Source organism: Micromonospora sp. HM5-17, from assembly GCF_003762835.1.
Classification (GTDB): Bacteria; Actinomycetota; Actinomycetes; order Mycobacteriales; family Micromonosporaceae; genus Plantactinospora.
Genome location: NZ_RJWA01000010.1, coordinates 158,705 through 172,573 on the forward strand (window position 1 = coordinate 158,705; position 13,869 = coordinate 172,573).

Here is a 13,869-nt window from a genome sequence, read left to right on the forward strand (position 1 = left end):
CGCGACCCTTGCCCCCCCGGGTGGTCGTGGTCAGCCGGCGCAGCGAGCGGGACGAGCTGCTGGCCCAGCACGGCACCCGGGCGGCCGCCGGCTACTACCTCGGCCAGCGGGGGCGGGACCTGGCCGACATCGAGGCCCGCCACGACGCGGTGCGGGCCGCGCTGACCGTGGTGGAGGCGGCCGTGCCCGCCGACTGGCGGCGCGGGTACGTCGATCGCGACGACCTGGCCCGGTTTCCGTTCGCCCCCGAGGACATCGTGCTCGCGGTAGGGCAGGACGGCCTGGTGGCCAACGTGGCGAAGTACCTCGACGGGCAGCCGGTCATCGGCGTCGACCCGGAGCCGGGCCGCAACGCCGGTGTCCTCGTGCGGTTCGCCCCGACCGCGGTCGCCCGGCTGCTCCCCCTGGTGGCGGCCGGTCGAGCGCCGATCCGGTGTCGGACCATGGTCCGAGCGGTGCTGGACGACGGCCAGGAGTTGCTGGGGCTCAACGAGATCTACGCCGGGCACCCGAGCCACCAGTCGGCCCGCTACCTGCTCTCCACCGGTGACGGGCGGCGGGAGCGCCAGTCCTCCTCCGGGCTGGTGGTGGGGACCGGCACCGGCGCCACCGGCTGGTGCGCCTCGATCGCCCGGGAACGCGCCGCCGCGCCGGCGCTGCCGGCCCCCGACGAGCCGGCGCTGTGCTGGTTCGTCCGGGAGGCGTGGCCGTCCCCGTCGACCGGGGCCGCGCTGACCGCCGGCCGGCTCGGTCCGGGTGAGACCCTGGAGCTCGTCGCCGAGCGGGAACGGCTGGTCGTCTTCGCCGACGGGCTCGAGCAGGACCACCTGACCCTGGCCTGGGGACAGCGGCTCACCATCGGCCTGGCCGACCGACGCCTGCACCTGGTGGAGCCGGTCGGCCAGCACGAGACGGCGCGGGCGTCGCGGCCTGACCGATGATCGATGATGCCCAGGAGGGCGTCGCGGTGCCGAGATTCGACGTTCTTGTGCACCCCATGAGCGCAAGAGCTGCTTGCTGTCGAATGTCATCGGGGATGGGGGGATTGTGGGTGTAGCTGGTCTGCCCTCGTGGCTGCCAGACTGGGTAGAAGCCGAGGCAGAATTGCGCAAGCTCGATGTTTCGATGCTTCGTCCGCGCGCGCAAGAACTTGTGGACTTGGTCTTTACTGAAGACACGGAATATCTCGATGCACTGCCGGCGTGTGTCGAATCGTCTATCGTTGCGCCCCTGTAGATCTTGTCTGACGCCCTCGGCAAGGGCACCGATGTCGAAATAATTGTGGCATCGCGATTGGTGCGGCGGGCTGTCGAGCCTTTCCTGGCAGAAGCCCCGGAAGAACTGCGTCGGTTGATATGTCATCTGCCGATCCCTGCGGGTCGGTCGTCGCCCAAAGAGGGTGACTGATTGGTCTTGCGTGGTAATGCGAGTCCGTGTGTTTGCCGGGTGTGGGTGATCTCGTGGATGAGGCGTTTGGTGAGGTTGTCGAACCTGGCGATCGTGATCATCACGGTGGAGCTGTCAGGCCGGGCTTCGTAGTCGCCGTCCAGGCTTCGGCGGCGCTGAAGCAGTCGGCCTGCGCGGATACGGTGGCGTCGACGGGGCGGTTGGCGAGGCGGGGGATCAGGTACGGCGCGGGTGAGCGGCGAAGAAGCTCCAGATCAGGTCGGTAGCCACCACGCCGGCGTCCGGCGCCGCCATGCCGCCGGCGGTCGCCCCGGGCCAGGCGTGCCCCATCTGCTCGATCAGGTAGACCTCGACGTCGCTGCCGTCGGCGCAGCGGGCGCGAGTGTGCGCGACCCCCGTGGCCGGTGGTGGTGGCGCCGGAGTCACCGGCGTGCAGCGCAGCCGCCGTTGCCACGTCCCGATCCCGGTACGGAAGTCGTCGGCGTACCGGTCCTGGCCGCCGATGAACGTGATCACCGAGACCGGCCGGGTGGGCGCGTAGTCGTCTGCCGCCGCCCGGTCCCCGATGAACCCGCCGCTGACCACACCGATCGCGGCGAACCGGCCGGACGCCTCGACGGCCGCCCGGAAGCTCAGGTCACCGCCGTTGGAGATGCCGGTCAGGTAGACCCGGTCCGGATCGACCCGCCAGGTTTGGATCAGATGCTCGGTGAGCGCGGTCAGGAAGCCGACGTCGTCGGCCGTACCGCAGCAGACGAGGGCGTTGAAACCGCGGTTGATCCCGTCCGGGTACGCGACCAGGAAGTTCTCCCGCGCGGCGAGCTCGTCCAGGCCGACCATCCGGCTCAGGCTCAGCCCGTCGCCGGGATACGGATGCAGCGCGATCACCAACGGGCTGGGCCGGTTCGGGTCGTAGCCTGCCGGGGCGTGCAGCCGGTAGTGGCGGGTGGTCCCGTCGTGGACCAGGGTCAACTCGTGCTGTCCCGGCCCTGGCACCTGGCTGACCGTGCTGGCCGACGGGGCGGGTGAGGACGGGGGCGAGCCATCGCCGCACGCGGCGACCCCACCGAGCAGTCCCAGCGAGATGCCCCAGGCGATCATCCGACGCACCCTGACCCCCTCCCGGTTCGAGGCGCCCATACCCTCGAACCGGGAGCGTTGCCGGGTCAACCCTTTCGGCGTACGCCGAATGGCGGCAGTCTGAGAATCATGATCTCGGTTCGGCTCGCTCCGGCGGACCTGGCCCGGGTGCGGTTCGTCGAGCGTCCCCACCCGGTCGGTGCCGCGGTCCTGGCCTGCCAGGCGCTGCGTGACCCGTCGGTCGCCGCGCTGCTGCCCGCCCTCGCCGACCGTGGCGCGTCGGTGGCGTCGGCGCTCCGGCCGCTGTGGCATCTCCTGCCGGCCCGCGGTCGCCTACCCGACTTCCTCACCCCGTACGACGGGCTCGACTCGGTGGAGGTCGGAATCGAGGCGATCCGGGCGACACCCCGGCGGCGGATTCGCGCCGAACTCGCCCAGGTGTACGCGCGGATGCCGACGAGCCCGTGGCGACGGCGGCTCGCCGCGGGCGACCGGGACGTACTCGACGTGCTGACGGCGGCGCTGCGGCGGTTCTTCGACGCGGCGCTCGCCCCGGACTGGACGAACCTGACCGCGGCTCACCGGCACCGGGTCGCCCGGGCCGCCCAGACGTACGCGCTGTCCGGGGTGGACGGTCTGCTCGCCGGGTTGCACCCGTCGATTCGGTGGCGTCGACCCGTACTCGAGATCCGGAGCTGGTGGAGCGCGGACCTGCCCGGCACCGGCCACGGCCTGCTGCTGATGCCCGACCCGCTGGCCGGCCCTCGACCCCGGGTATTGGTCGAGCCGGGACGGCCGGTGCTGCTGGTGTACCCGGCGGCGCTGCCGGCGTCGGTGCACCCGCGACCCTCCGGGGTGGATCCGCTCACCCGGCTCCTCGGCGGTACCCGGGCGGCGGTGTTGCGCCGGATCGGCGAGCCGGGCCGGCACACCACGACCAGCCTGGGTGACGACGTGGGGATCAGCGTGTCATCTGCCTCGGAGCACACCGCCGCGTTGCGTGCCGCCGGGCTGGTCGACACCGTCCGGGCGGGCCGCGCCGTCGTGCACCGGCTCACCCCGCTCGGCCTGTATCTGCTGGCCCGTGCTCAGGACGTCGGCTGATGCGGTCGTGGCGGAGTCCCCCGGGGTCCCACCGGCGGCGGGCACCGCGTCAGCGGGCCGTCTTCGGGACGCCCCGGCCGGGGTCGATCCGGGCCGGCCCACCGGCCGAGGGACGGACGTCGAAGTCGAAGATCGCGGTCGGGAGGTAGACGGTGGCGCAGGAGTTCGGGATGTCCACCACCCCCGAGAACCGCCCCTCGATCGGCGCCGCCCCGAGAATCAGGTACGCCTGCTCCGGGCTGTATCCGAAGCGGGTCAGGTAGTCGATCGCGTGGAGGCAGGCCCGCTGGAAGGCGAGCTGCGAGTCCAGGTAGCGCTGCTCGCCGTCGGTGGTGACCGAGATGCCGGAGAAGGCGAGCCACTCGCTGTACTGCGGGGCGACGTTGCCGGGAAGGAAGATCGCGTTCTCCGACACCCCGTACGCCTCCATCCCGTCCTTGATCAGGTCCACCCGCAGGTCGATGTAGCCGCCCATCTCGATCGCCCCGCAAAAGGTGATCTCGCCGTCGCCCTGCGAGAAGTGCAGGTCGCCGACGGAGAGGTTGGCACCCGGCACGTAGACGGGATAGAAGACCCGGGTCCCCTTGGTCAGGTTCTTGATGTCCTGGTTGCCGCCGTTCTCGCGGGGTGGGGCGGTCCGGGCCGCCTCCGCCGCGACCCGGTCGAAGTCCGCGCCGCGCAGCGACCCGAGGATCGCGCCGTCCGCCAGGGGCGGCAGTGACAGCGGCGGCACCCGGTCCGGGTCGGTGGCCCGTAACGCCGCCTCGCGCTCGTTCCACCGGGCCAGCAGCTTCGCCGACGGGGCGGTGCCCATCAGTCCGGGGTGGATCATCCCGGTGAAGCTGACCCCGGGAATGTGCCGGGACGTCGCCCGCTGGCCGGTGAAGTCCCAGATCGCCTTGTACGCGTCGGGGAAGAAGTCGGTGAGGAAGCCCCCGCCGTTGGTCCGGGAGAAGATGCCGGTGTACCCCCAGCCCTGGCCGGCGAGCGGTCCGGAGTCCTCCTGCGGAATCGGGCCGACGTCCAGGATGTCGACGACGAGCAGGTCGCCGGGCTCCGCACCGCGGACCGCGAACGGGCCGCTGAGCGCGTGCACGATCTCCAGCGGCGCGTGCCGGACGTCGTCCGCGGAGTCGTCGTTGTGGATGTGACCGTCGAACCACTCCCGGCAGTGCACCCGGAACGACTGGCCGGGGCGGACCTCGGCCACCGGCGGAATCTCCGGGTGCCACCGGTTGTGGCCGATGATCTCCTGCTCGGTGAACCGCTTCGTCGAGTCGAGCGGGAACAGGACCTCGGGCATGGCAGCCTCCTGCTGTCAGTCAGGCCGGGGCAGTCGGGCGTGCCCGGGGTGCGGTGTCCGGCGTCGCCCCCGCCCACCGTCCGGGATCCGGGACACCACCTCCGGTGCCTCCGCGCTGCGCCCGGTCCGGTCGAGCGCCGCGACCAGCGGACGCGGCAGCGCGTTCAGCATCGGCGGGGCGAAGACCCGCACCGCCTCGGCTCCGCAGGTCACACAGCGGACGCCGGGCGCGGCCTCGCCGATCGGAAAGCGCAGCGCGAAGGTGCCGTCCCGCGGGCACCGGTAGTCGTACGTCGGCACGGCTCAAGGATCGGGCGGAGATGATTGGCCGCGCAGGTCAACGCCGTAACTCGGGACCGATGGTGCCGTCGGCGCCCCGTGTGACCGCTGAGACGACGGCGTCCGTCCCGCCCGGAGCCGCCGTCCGGTGCGGCCGGGTCCTCACTCCTCGACCCGGACGTCCTTCCAGAAGGCGACCCTGCCCCGGATCTGCTCGGCGGCGGGGAGCGGGTCCGGGTAGTACCAGACGGCGTCGGCGCTGTGCCGGCCGTCGTGCTCGAGGCTGTAGTAGGAGGCCGTGCCCTTCCACGGGCAGACGGTGTGCGTGTCGGAGTCCCGGAGCACGTCCTCGCGCAGGGCGGCACGTGGGAAGTAGTGGTTGCCCTCCACCACGACCGTGTCCGGGCTGTCGGCGATGACCAGGCCGTTCCAGATGGCTCTCGGCATGCTGCCAGCCTATGGTGCCGGTGCCGGTGCCGGTGCCGGTGCCGGTGCCGGTGCCGGTGCCGGTGCCGGTGCCGGTGCCGGTGCCGGTGCCGGTGCCGGGGCGCGGTCCCGTCCGCGGGCCGGACCGCGGGACCGGGGTCAGCCGGGGAGCGCTCCGGGGTCTGCGGGCGTCGCCCGCGGAGCCCCGGGCAGGCCCTGCTCGTAGGCTGCGGCGAAGGCCGCGACGGCGGCGTCGGCCCCGGCCCGGTCCCCGGTGGCGAGCAGGTCGAGCAGCAGGCCACGGACCACCGCGACGCCGAGCCGGGCGTGGGTCCGCGCCACCTCCGCCGGTACGCCCCAGTCGGCGGCCAGTTCGACCGTGAGGTCGACCCAGCTGTCCACGACCCCCTCCAGCACCCGGACGGTGCCCGGACGGCCCTGCAACGCCTGGCCGTACAGCTCGAAGAAGAGCCGTTCCACCGGCCACAGGGCGGGATCGGCGAGCCGTTCCCACATCTTTCGGATCGCCTCGGCGGGGGAGCTGACCGAGTCGCGGGTCAGGGTGGCCAGCGCCGCGCGCTGGCGTTCCTCGACGTGCCGGACGACCTCGACGAGCAGCCCGTCCATCGATCCGAAGTGATAGATCAGCATCCGATGGCTGGTGCCGATGGCCGTCGCCAGGCCGCGCAGACTCAGCCCACTGACGCCGTGCGCCGCGATGTGCGCGACGGCACGGGAGAGCAGCAGGCTCCGCGATTCCGATCCCATGTACCATACGGTACATGTACCAGTTGGTACATTGACGGAAGGGTATGGCATGGCGCGGCAGTACATCGATGTCCAGGTGCGGACCACAGCCGATCCGGCCAGCGTCTACGCGTTGCTGGTGGACGGCGCGGGGTGGCCGAGCTGGTCACCGCTCGGATCGTTCGAACTGGAGCGGCCCGGGGAGGACGAGCCCGAGGGGATCGGCGCGATCCGGGTCTTCCGAACCGGGCGGGTGACCAGTCGGGAGCGGGTGGTCGAGCGGGTGCCGGGGCGCCGGTTCAGCTACGAACTCGTCTCCGGGCTGCCGCTGCGCGACTATCGGGCGGACATCGACCTCACCCCGGACGGGGAGGGGACGCTGATCCGCTGGCACTCCTCCTTCGTCGCGCGGGTGCCCGGCACCGGATGGTTCTATCGACGGGTCCTCGACCGCTTTCTCCGCCAGTGCGCGCAGGGGCTGGCAGCCCGCGCCGCGGCGTCCCGGTCCGGCACGTGACCGACCGCTGGTCAGCCCAATTAGTATGACGCCCGGGCAACGTCGGCCGCCGGCACGACGGCCGCCCCGCCATCGGCGACGAGCCATCGGGGAAGAATTGTCTTCGGGAGAAGATCCACATGAGCACCGGGGTTGAGACCTTCGAGTTCCAGGCCGAGGCGCGGCAACTCCTGCAGTTGATGGTGCACTCCATCTATTCGAACAAGGACATCTTCCTGCGGGAGCTCATCTCCAACGCCTCCGACGCCCTGGACAAGCTGCGGCTGGAGGCGTACGCCAACAAGGACCTCGACGTCGACACCTCCGATCTGCACATTCAGATCGAGGTCGACAAGGAGCGGCGTACCCTCACCGTCCGGGACAACGGAATCGGCATGTCCCGGGACGAGGTCATCGTCCTTATCGGCACCATCGCGAAATCCGGCACCGCGGAACTCCTCGAGAAACTCCGGGAATCGAAGGACGCGGCGGGGTCGCAGGAACTGATCGGCCAGTTCGGCGTCGGTTTCTACTCCAGTTTCATGGTGGCCGACAAGGTGACCCTGGTGACCCGGCGGGCGGGGGAGAGCACCGCCACCCGATGGGAGTCCGATGGCGGGGCGACGTACGTCGTCGAGACGATCGACGAGGCGCCCCAGGGCACCTCGGTCACCCTGCACCTGCGGCCGAAGGACGAGGAGGACCAGCTCTTCGACTACACGGCCGAGTGGAAGATCCGCGAGATCGTCAAGCGGTACTCCGACTTCATCTCCTGGCCGATCCGGATGGAGGTCGAAAAGACCGACGCCGAGGGCAAGACCACCACCGAGATCCAGACGCTCAACTCGATGAAGGCGCTCTGGGCGCGGCCGAAGGAGGAGGTCAAGGAGGACGAGTACAAGGAGTTCTACCGGCACCTCAGCCACGACTGGACCGACCCGCTGGAGGTCATCCACATGCGGGCCGAGGGGACGTTCGAGTACGAGAGCCTGCTCTTCATCCCGTCCCGGGCGCCGTACGACCTCTTCATGCGCAACGCCAAGCGCGGGGTGCAGCTCTACGTCAAGCGGGTCTTCATCATGGACGACTGCCAGGAACTCATGCCCGAGTACCTGCGCTTCGTCAAGGGTGTCGTCGATGCCCAGGACCTCTCGCTGAACATCTCCCGGGAGATCCTCCAGCAGGATCGGCACATTCAGCTGATGCGTCGCCGCCTGGTGAAAAAGGTCCTCTCCACCATCAAGGACCTGCAGACCAACGACGCCGAGCGGTACCAGACGTTCTGGCGGGAGTTCGGCCGGGCGGTCAAGGAGGGCCTGCTCAACGACTTCGACAACCAGAAGACCATCCTGGAGATCTCGTCGTTCGCCTCGACCCACGACCCGGAGAAGCTCACCACGCTCGCCGAGTACGTGCAGCGGATGAAGGAGGGTCAGACCGAGATCTACTACATGACCGGCGAGACGCGGTCGACGATCGAGAACTCGCCGCACATGGAGGCGTTCCGGGCCAAGGGCTACGAGGTCCTGCTGCTCACCGACCCGGTCGACGAGATGTGGGTCGACGCCGTGCCGGACTTCGACGGCAAGCGATTCCAGTCGATCGCCAAGGGCCAGGTCGACCTTGACACCGAGGAGGAGAAGAAGAGCTCCGGCGCGGAACGGGAACAGCGGGAGAAGGACTTCGCCGAGCTGCTCTCCTGGCTCAAGACGAAGCTCTCCGACCAGGTCAAGGACGTCCGGCTCTCGTCGCGGCTCACCACCTCGCCGGCCTGCATCGTCGGCGACGCCCACGACATCACCCCCACCCTGGAGAAGATGTACCGAGCGATGGGCCAGGAGGTCCCGCAGGTCAAGCGCATCCTGGAACTCAACCCCACCCATCCGCTGGTCAGCGGCCTGCGGGCGGCCCACGCCGACCGGAAGGACGACGAGGTTCTGGCCGAGACCGCCGAGCTGCTCTACGGCATGGCGCTGCTCGCCGAGGGCGGCGAACTCGCCGATCCGGCCCGGTTCACCCGGATCCTCGCCGACCGCCTGGCCCGTACCCTCTGACGGGCGGCGCGGCACGCCGCCTTCGCCCCGGCTGCCCGCCGAGGACCCGGCCGCGCCCGGGGCCCTCGTCCGGCGGGGTATCGGAGGCGGCCGCGCACCACGTCGACCGCCCCCTGCCGGCCGCACCCGGCCGGCGGGGGGCGCGAACGCCACCCGCCGGACGCGGGGAAGCCACGCCGCGGGGGCACGTTCGCCCGGTACCCGCCCGGTCGCGGCGTTCCGACACGGTCGGGGAGAGCCGTACCGCATTCGTGGGGTCACGGCGTCCCGAGCACCATTGGGCGGGGCGTTCGGAATGGTGCGAAGCGGAGTACGGCGGACCGGAGTGGCCGGTCTGGGCCGTGCAGGAGGAATGCCGCCGGCGTACCGTTTTCTGCGATGGTGTCCTCGGTGGTATGCGTTATCTCGACCGAATTGGCGGTCTCGGGCCAACCGGCCTTCCGGGGCTGTTCCCCGCGCTCTGTGGAGCCTTCTCCCCCTCCGGTCGCTTCGGCGAAGGCCTGACACGACTGGGCATTCCCGTCCTGTCTACGGTGTCTGGTCCCTGTCGACCAATATGATTCCCGCCCATCCGGTGCTGCTGTCGCGTGTCTTTCCCGACACAGTCGCCTCAGCCAAATCGCGTGCTTAATTCGGATAAGCCAGCCTTGCTGCGTTAAGCGCCGTACCGTGATTTTCGGTGCTGCGACGACCTGTAGCCCTCCGCGCCCGGGTTGGTGCGGCCGTGTCCTCGAGAAATGCAGGGAGGCTTGATGTCCACGTTTCGAGGGATCAGCCACGGGAGTCCGGACTGGCGGAAGGTGCGCTCACGGAGGCGTCCGTCCCGCTGGTTCCTGACCGGCGGTCTCGTGGCGGGAGCCCTGGTGGCCGGGGCAGCCGGCCTGTCCGGTGTCTCCGCCGCGGCGGAGGACGGAGCGGATGGCGACGGGTACGGCGGTCACCGGGAGGTGACCTCGGTGCCCTGCGACCCGGCCAGGCTGATCGCCGCGTTGGTCAAGGCCGACGCCGAGGGTGGCGGGGTCCTTCGGCTCGCACCGAGGTGCGTCTACCGGCTCGGCCCGCCCGGAGAGCACCATGGCGGGGAAACCGATGCCGGGCACGTGCCGGGCGGCCGGTCGCCGGGCGAGACCGGCGGAGCGAAGGGGCCGCGCGGCGGCCAGGACGCGGCGCGGCCCGCGCCGGGCAGCGGCAAGGAGGGCACCGGCACGAAGGGCGGCAAGGGCGAGTCGGACAGGAGCGAGTCTGGCAGGGAGGCCGGCAGGGACGCATCGAGCGACGGCAAGGGCCCGGCCCAACCGGTGCCCGGGGCCGCCAAGGACGGCGGCACGGGGGAGCCGGGCAAGGACGGCGGCAAGGGCGGACCGGCCGCCGGTGAGTCGGGCCAGCACCCCGCGCCGACGCCGGGACCGAGCTCCCGCCCGGGTACGGGACAGTCGGGCCAGGGGAGGACACCGGGTGCGGCGCAGGGCCAGGAGAACGCACGGGGCGCCGGGCAGCCGGACGAGAGCACCGGTCCCGGCAGCGGCCCGGACAGCGGCCCGGACGGCGAGCCCACCGGCCAGGGGGAAGGCCAGGAGGTCAATCGGCCGGACGACAGGAACCTGCTGCCGGTGGTCTTCCACCCGATCACCATCGAGGGACGGGGCGCGACGATCACCCGCGCCCCGAACGCCGGTGACTTCCGGTTCTTCACCGTGCGGAACGGCGGTGAGCTGGAACTGATCGACGTCACGCTGGACAACGGACGGGCGGAGCAGGGCGGCGCGCTCTGGGTCGAGCACGCCGGCAGCGCGGTGCTGAACCGGACCACCTTCACCCGGAACACCGCCCTGAAGGAGAAGGACGGTGGCGGGGGCGCGGTGTTCAACGACGGCCACATGACCATCGTCGACAGCACGTTCCGGGACAACACCGCGGCCGGCGCCGAGGGGCAGGGCGGGGGTCTGCTCAACGGCGGCGTCCTCACCGTGGCGAGGACCACGTTCGTCCGGAACAGCGCCGGCGGCATCGGCGGCGGCCTCGCCAACTTCCGCGGTGCCGCGGACGTCAGCGGGACGACGTTCGTCGACAACCACGCCGGGGCCGGCGGCGGCCTGGCCAGCTTCTCGGCCCGAACGAAGGTCTGGGACACGAAGGCCCTCGGCAACACCGCCAGGGTCGGTGGCGGCCTCGCCAACAACGACGCGACCCTCGACCTGCGCAACCTCGAGGTCCGGCAGAACACCGCGACCGAGAACGGCGGCGGGATCTCCACCGTCCAGGGAGTGCTCGCGCTCAACGGGAGCACCGTCACGGGCAACACCACCCGGGGCGACGGCGGCGGCCTCTACACGGTCCGCTCGAACACGTCGGTGCGCTGGACCCAGGTCAGCCGGAACCGGGCGGTCGGGCCCGAGTCGAAGGGCGGCGGCGTGCTCGCCGAAGCCGGTCAGCTGAACCTCGTCCGAGGCCGGATCGTCGAGAACAGCTCCACGAGGGAACCCGGCGGCCTCTTCGCCAAGGATGTCCGCCTGGAACTGGACCCCGAGACCGTCATCGCCAAGAACCGGCCCACCAACTGCGGGCCGACCGGATCGGGCACGACCCTCTCCGCGGACTGCCAGCGGCAGCACGGACAGCAGAGCGGCCGGAACCCCGGGTCGGCCAACTGACCACCCTGCCGGACGCACCCGCCTCGCCGCCCCGTCCCCGTGACCGGGCCGGTGGGTCGGGTGCGCCCGGTCGCGTCCGGCCGTGAGCGCCGGGACAGATCCGTCCACGCTCGGCCTACGGACCCGGACTGTGCGCGTCGACGGTCTCACCCTGACCGACGGGTGGTCTCGGCGAGCCGGTTCGGTGAGGTCGGGTGCCGATCACCACGATCAGGTGCGGCCGAGGAAGCGCACGAGCTGTCTCGGCACCTCGCGCGGCATGACAGGTGCCATCACGTGAAGCTTTCTCGAAGACGTGTCTGTCACGGGAACGCGTTGACCAACGGCTCTGTGCCTACTTTCCTCGCCGCCCGACCATCCGCCGTCTTCCGTTTCCCGCGGGCAGCGCGGCAGGTTGCAACCAGCGCGAGGGTGTCGACTCCCCGGTCGTCCGGCAGCGCCGCCAGCGGTGTCCGGTAGAGGGCGGCCCACCGTGGCTTGAAGATGCATCTTCCGCTGGTCCGGGCCCCACGCCTGACCGGCGAGGAGCCGGACGTGGTTCAGCAGCGGGAGGTCTCCGGTGCCAGACCCCGCTCCAGTTGCCTGCCCGGCGTACCGGTGCCACGATCCGTGCCCCGCCGGCGAGCAACGTCCGCCGAACCCGGTCGGCGTTGCCACCACCCGGCTCGTACAGGCGCACGACGTACACGATCGGCCGGTCCACAGTCCGGAAGGCCCTGGTGAGCGGCCGCAGGTTCGGCAGGATCTCCGGTGGTGGCGACGCCGTGCGGGCCGCTCGGACAGGAACGGCGGGTGACTCGGGTACCGTCGCCACAACCTGCTTGGGGGCGGCCTGTCCCTGACGACGTGGCGGTGCCCGCACGGAACGCCGACACGACCACGACGCACACGAGGTGCGGTCACGTCGCGAGACGGCTACACGAGGACGGCGGCGGACTGGGCCGGACCGGGCTGGTCTGGGCCGCGCCGGTGCTGTTCCCCGCACCGAGCCACCCGCGTACCCCCGGGCGGCGGCAGGCTCGATGGCGGACGACCGGCTGATCAGCCCGCGCGAACGGCCCCGCCGACGATCGCGAGAACCTCCTCGGGGGTACGGCCCGGGGCACCGCCCTGCGCCAGGCGCGCCGTGCCGCCCCCGCGTCCGTCGAGGGCGGTCTTCACCAGGTGTACGGCGCCGAGCGTGGCCGGCGTCGCCGCCGTGGTGGCGACGACCAGGCGGGTGACGCGATCGGCGGGCGCGGCGACCGCCACTACGCCGGGTTCGTTCTCGGGCAGCGCGGCGCGGATCAGCTCGGCGAGCTGCCGGGGGTTGTCGTCGCCGGCCGCCACCACGCCCACGTGGCGGGTGCCGTTGACCCGCACCGCGTCGGCGGCGAGGCGTCGGGCGCGCTGCGCGGCGAGCTCGCGGGCGAGCTGGTCGGCGCGGCGTTCCGCAGCCCTGGCGCGGTCGAGCAGCGCGGTGATGCGCGCGGGCAGGTCCTCACGCGAGGACTGCAGCTGCGCGGCGAGCTGGGTGACGAGGTCCCGTTCCCGGGCGAGGTAACGCATCCCGTCGAGGCCGACGACAGCCTCGACGCGGCGGTGACCGGCGCCCACGGACGACTCGCCGGTCAGCGCGAGCACACCGATCTGGCTGGAGCGGGACACGTGGGTGCCGCCGCACAGCTCCCGGGACCAGGCCCCGCCGATCTCCACCACCCGGACCTGCTCGTCGTAGGTCTCCCCGAAAAGGGCCAGAGCGCCGATCTCCCGGGCCCGGGCCAGCGGCATGATCCGCGCGGTGACCGGCAGGTCGTCACGGAGCGCCTGGTTCGCGACGTCCTCGATCTCGCTGCGTGTCGCCGGGGAGAGGCTGCCGGTCCAGGCGAAGTCCAACCGCAGGTAGCCGGGCCGGTTGTAGGAGCCGGACTGCAACGCGGTCGGGCCGAGGACCTGCCGCAGGGCGGCGTGCAGGACGTGGGTGCCGGAGTGGGCCTGCCGGGCGCCGAGCCGCCACCGCGCGTCGACCTGGGCGGTGAGGCGGGCCCCGACGGTGAGCTGACCACCGGTGACGCGTACCTGGTGCACGACGAGGCCCTTGATCGGGCGTTGCACGTCGATCACCTCCGCCGTCCCGTCCGGACCGGTGAGGCGGCCGGCGTCGGCGGCCTGCCCGCCGGACTCGGCGTAGAACGGGGTGACGTCGAGCACCACCGCCACGATCTGGCCCTCGGACGCCGCCGCCACCGGCTCGCCGTCGGCGAGGAGCGCCACCACGGTGGATTCGGTCGTCAGGTCGGTGTAGGCGCGCCAGTCCGTCGGCCCGGCGCTGTCGAGTATCCG

The 13,869-nt window shown here is 71.6% G+C and carries 11 protein-coding genes; 5 read left to right on the plus strand and 6 right to left on the minus strand.

Going from position 1 to position 13,869, the window contains the following annotated elements:
• The first annotated feature begins 8 nt into the window (after positions 1-8).
• Positions 9-941 (plus strand): NAD(+)/NADH kinase, encoded by a 933-nt coding sequence (locus EF879_RS23815; protein ID WP_123562305.1) that lies wholly within the window; start codon positions 9-11, stop codon positions 939-941.
• A 682-nt stretch (positions 942-1,623) separates the two neighbouring features.
• Here the strand turns inward: EF879_RS23815 and EF879_RS23820 are convergent.
• The gene (locus EF879_RS23820) at positions 1,624-2,577 is read right to left on the minus strand and encodes a PHB depolymerase family esterase (RefSeq protein ID WP_233604701.1); all 954 of its coding nucleotides are present in this window, start codon (positions 2,575-2,577) and stop codon (positions 1,624-1,626) included.
• A 39-nt stretch (positions 2,578-2,616) separates the two neighbouring features.
• On the opposite strand from EF879_RS23820, the gene EF879_RS23825 reads away from it, so the two are divergent.
• Positions 2,617-3,591, plus strand: a complete 975-nt coding sequence (locus EF879_RS23825) for a helix-turn-helix transcriptional regulator (protein WP_123562307.1) — start codon at positions 2,617-2,619, stop codon at positions 3,589-3,591.
• 49 nt (positions 3,592-3,640) lie between these two features.
• Here the strand turns inward: EF879_RS23825 and fmdA are convergent, their stop codons facing one another.
• The 4 genes from fmdA to EF879_RS23845 all read right to left on the minus strand — a co-directional run bounded on the left by fmdA (position 3,641) and on the right by EF879_RS23845 (position 6,367).
• On the minus strand, positions 3,641-4,894 hold the full coding sequence (gene fmdA, locus EF879_RS23830; RefSeq protein ID WP_123562309.1) for a formamidase: 1,254 nt from the start codon (positions 4,892-4,894) through the stop codon (positions 3,641-3,643).
• A 15-nt stretch (positions 4,895-4,909) separates the two neighbouring features.
• Positions 4,910-5,194, minus strand: coding sequence for a zinc ribbon domain-containing protein (locus tag EF879_RS23835; protein WP_123562311.1), 285 nt, complete (start codon positions 5,192-5,194; stop codon positions 4,910-4,912).
• 141 nt (positions 5,195-5,335) lie between these two features.
• A complete protein-coding gene (locus tag EF879_RS23840) occupies positions 5,336-5,620 on the minus strand; it encodes a DUF427 domain-containing protein (protein WP_123562313.1) in 285 nt (94 codons plus the stop codon).
• Positions 5,621-5,758: 138 nt separating this feature from the next.
• Positions 5,759-6,367, minus strand: coding sequence for a TetR/AcrR family transcriptional regulator (locus EF879_RS23845; protein ID WP_123562315.1), 609 nt, complete (start codon positions 6,365-6,367; stop codon positions 5,759-5,761).
• A 49-nt stretch (positions 6,368-6,416) separates the two neighbouring features.
• Here EF879_RS23845 and EF879_RS23850 point away from each other — a divergent pair, with 49 nt between their 5' ends.
• From EF879_RS23850 to EF879_RS23860, 3 genes are all read left to right on the plus strand, one after another.
• On the plus strand, positions 6,417-6,863 hold the full coding sequence (locus EF879_RS23850; RefSeq protein ID WP_123562317.1) for an SRPBCC family protein: 447 nt from the start codon (positions 6,417-6,419) through the stop codon (positions 6,861-6,863).
• Between the two features lie 119 nt (positions 6,864-6,982).
• A complete protein-coding gene (gene htpG, locus EF879_RS23855; protein ID WP_123562319.1) occupies positions 6,983-8,896 on the plus strand; it encodes a molecular chaperone HtpG in 1,914 nt (637 codons plus the stop codon).
• A gap of 752 nt (positions 8,897-9,648) precedes the next feature.
• Positions 9,649-11,547, plus strand: a complete 1,899-nt coding sequence (locus EF879_RS23860) for a hypothetical protein (protein WP_148086543.1) — start codon at positions 9,649-9,651, stop codon at positions 11,545-11,547.
• A 1,041-nt stretch (positions 11,548-12,588) separates the two neighbouring features.
• On the opposite strand, the gene EF879_RS23870 is transcribed toward EF879_RS23860, so the two are convergent.
• Positions 12,589-13,869, minus strand: a 1,281-nt coding sequence (locus EF879_RS23870) for an alanine--tRNA ligase-related protein (protein WP_233604702.1), incomplete at its 5' end; no start/stop codon positions are given.

Excerpts from the sequence above, each read along its gene's own strand:
- EF879_RS23845 (WP_123562315.1), bottom strand. The coding sequence starts at position 6,367 with ATGGGATCGGAATCGCGGAGCCTGCTGCTCTCCCGTGCCGTCGCGCAC.
- fmdA (WP_123562309.1), bottom strand. The coding sequence starts at position 4,894 with ATGCCCGAGGTCCTGTTCCCGCTCGACTCGACGAAGCGGTTCACCGAG.
- htpG (WP_123562319.1), top strand. The coding sequence starts at position 6,983 with ATGAGCACCGGGGTTGAGACCTTCGAGTTCCAGGCCGAGGCGCGGCAA.
- EF879_RS23840 (WP_123562313.1), bottom strand. The coding sequence starts at position 5,620 with ATGCCGAGAGCCATCTGGAACGGCCTGGTCATCGCCGACAGCCCGGAC.
- EF879_RS23825 (WP_123562307.1), top strand. The coding sequence starts at position 2,617 with ATGATCTCGGTTCGGCTCGCTCCGGCGGACCTGGCCCGGGTGCGGTTC.
- EF879_RS23860 (WP_148086543.1), top strand. The coding sequence starts at position 9,649 with ATGTCCACGTTTCGAGGGATCAGCCACGGGAGTCCGGACTGGCGGAAG.
- EF879_RS23850 (WP_123562317.1), top strand. The coding sequence starts at position 6,417 with ATGGCGCGGCAGTACATCGATGTCCAGGTGCGGACCACAGCCGATCCG.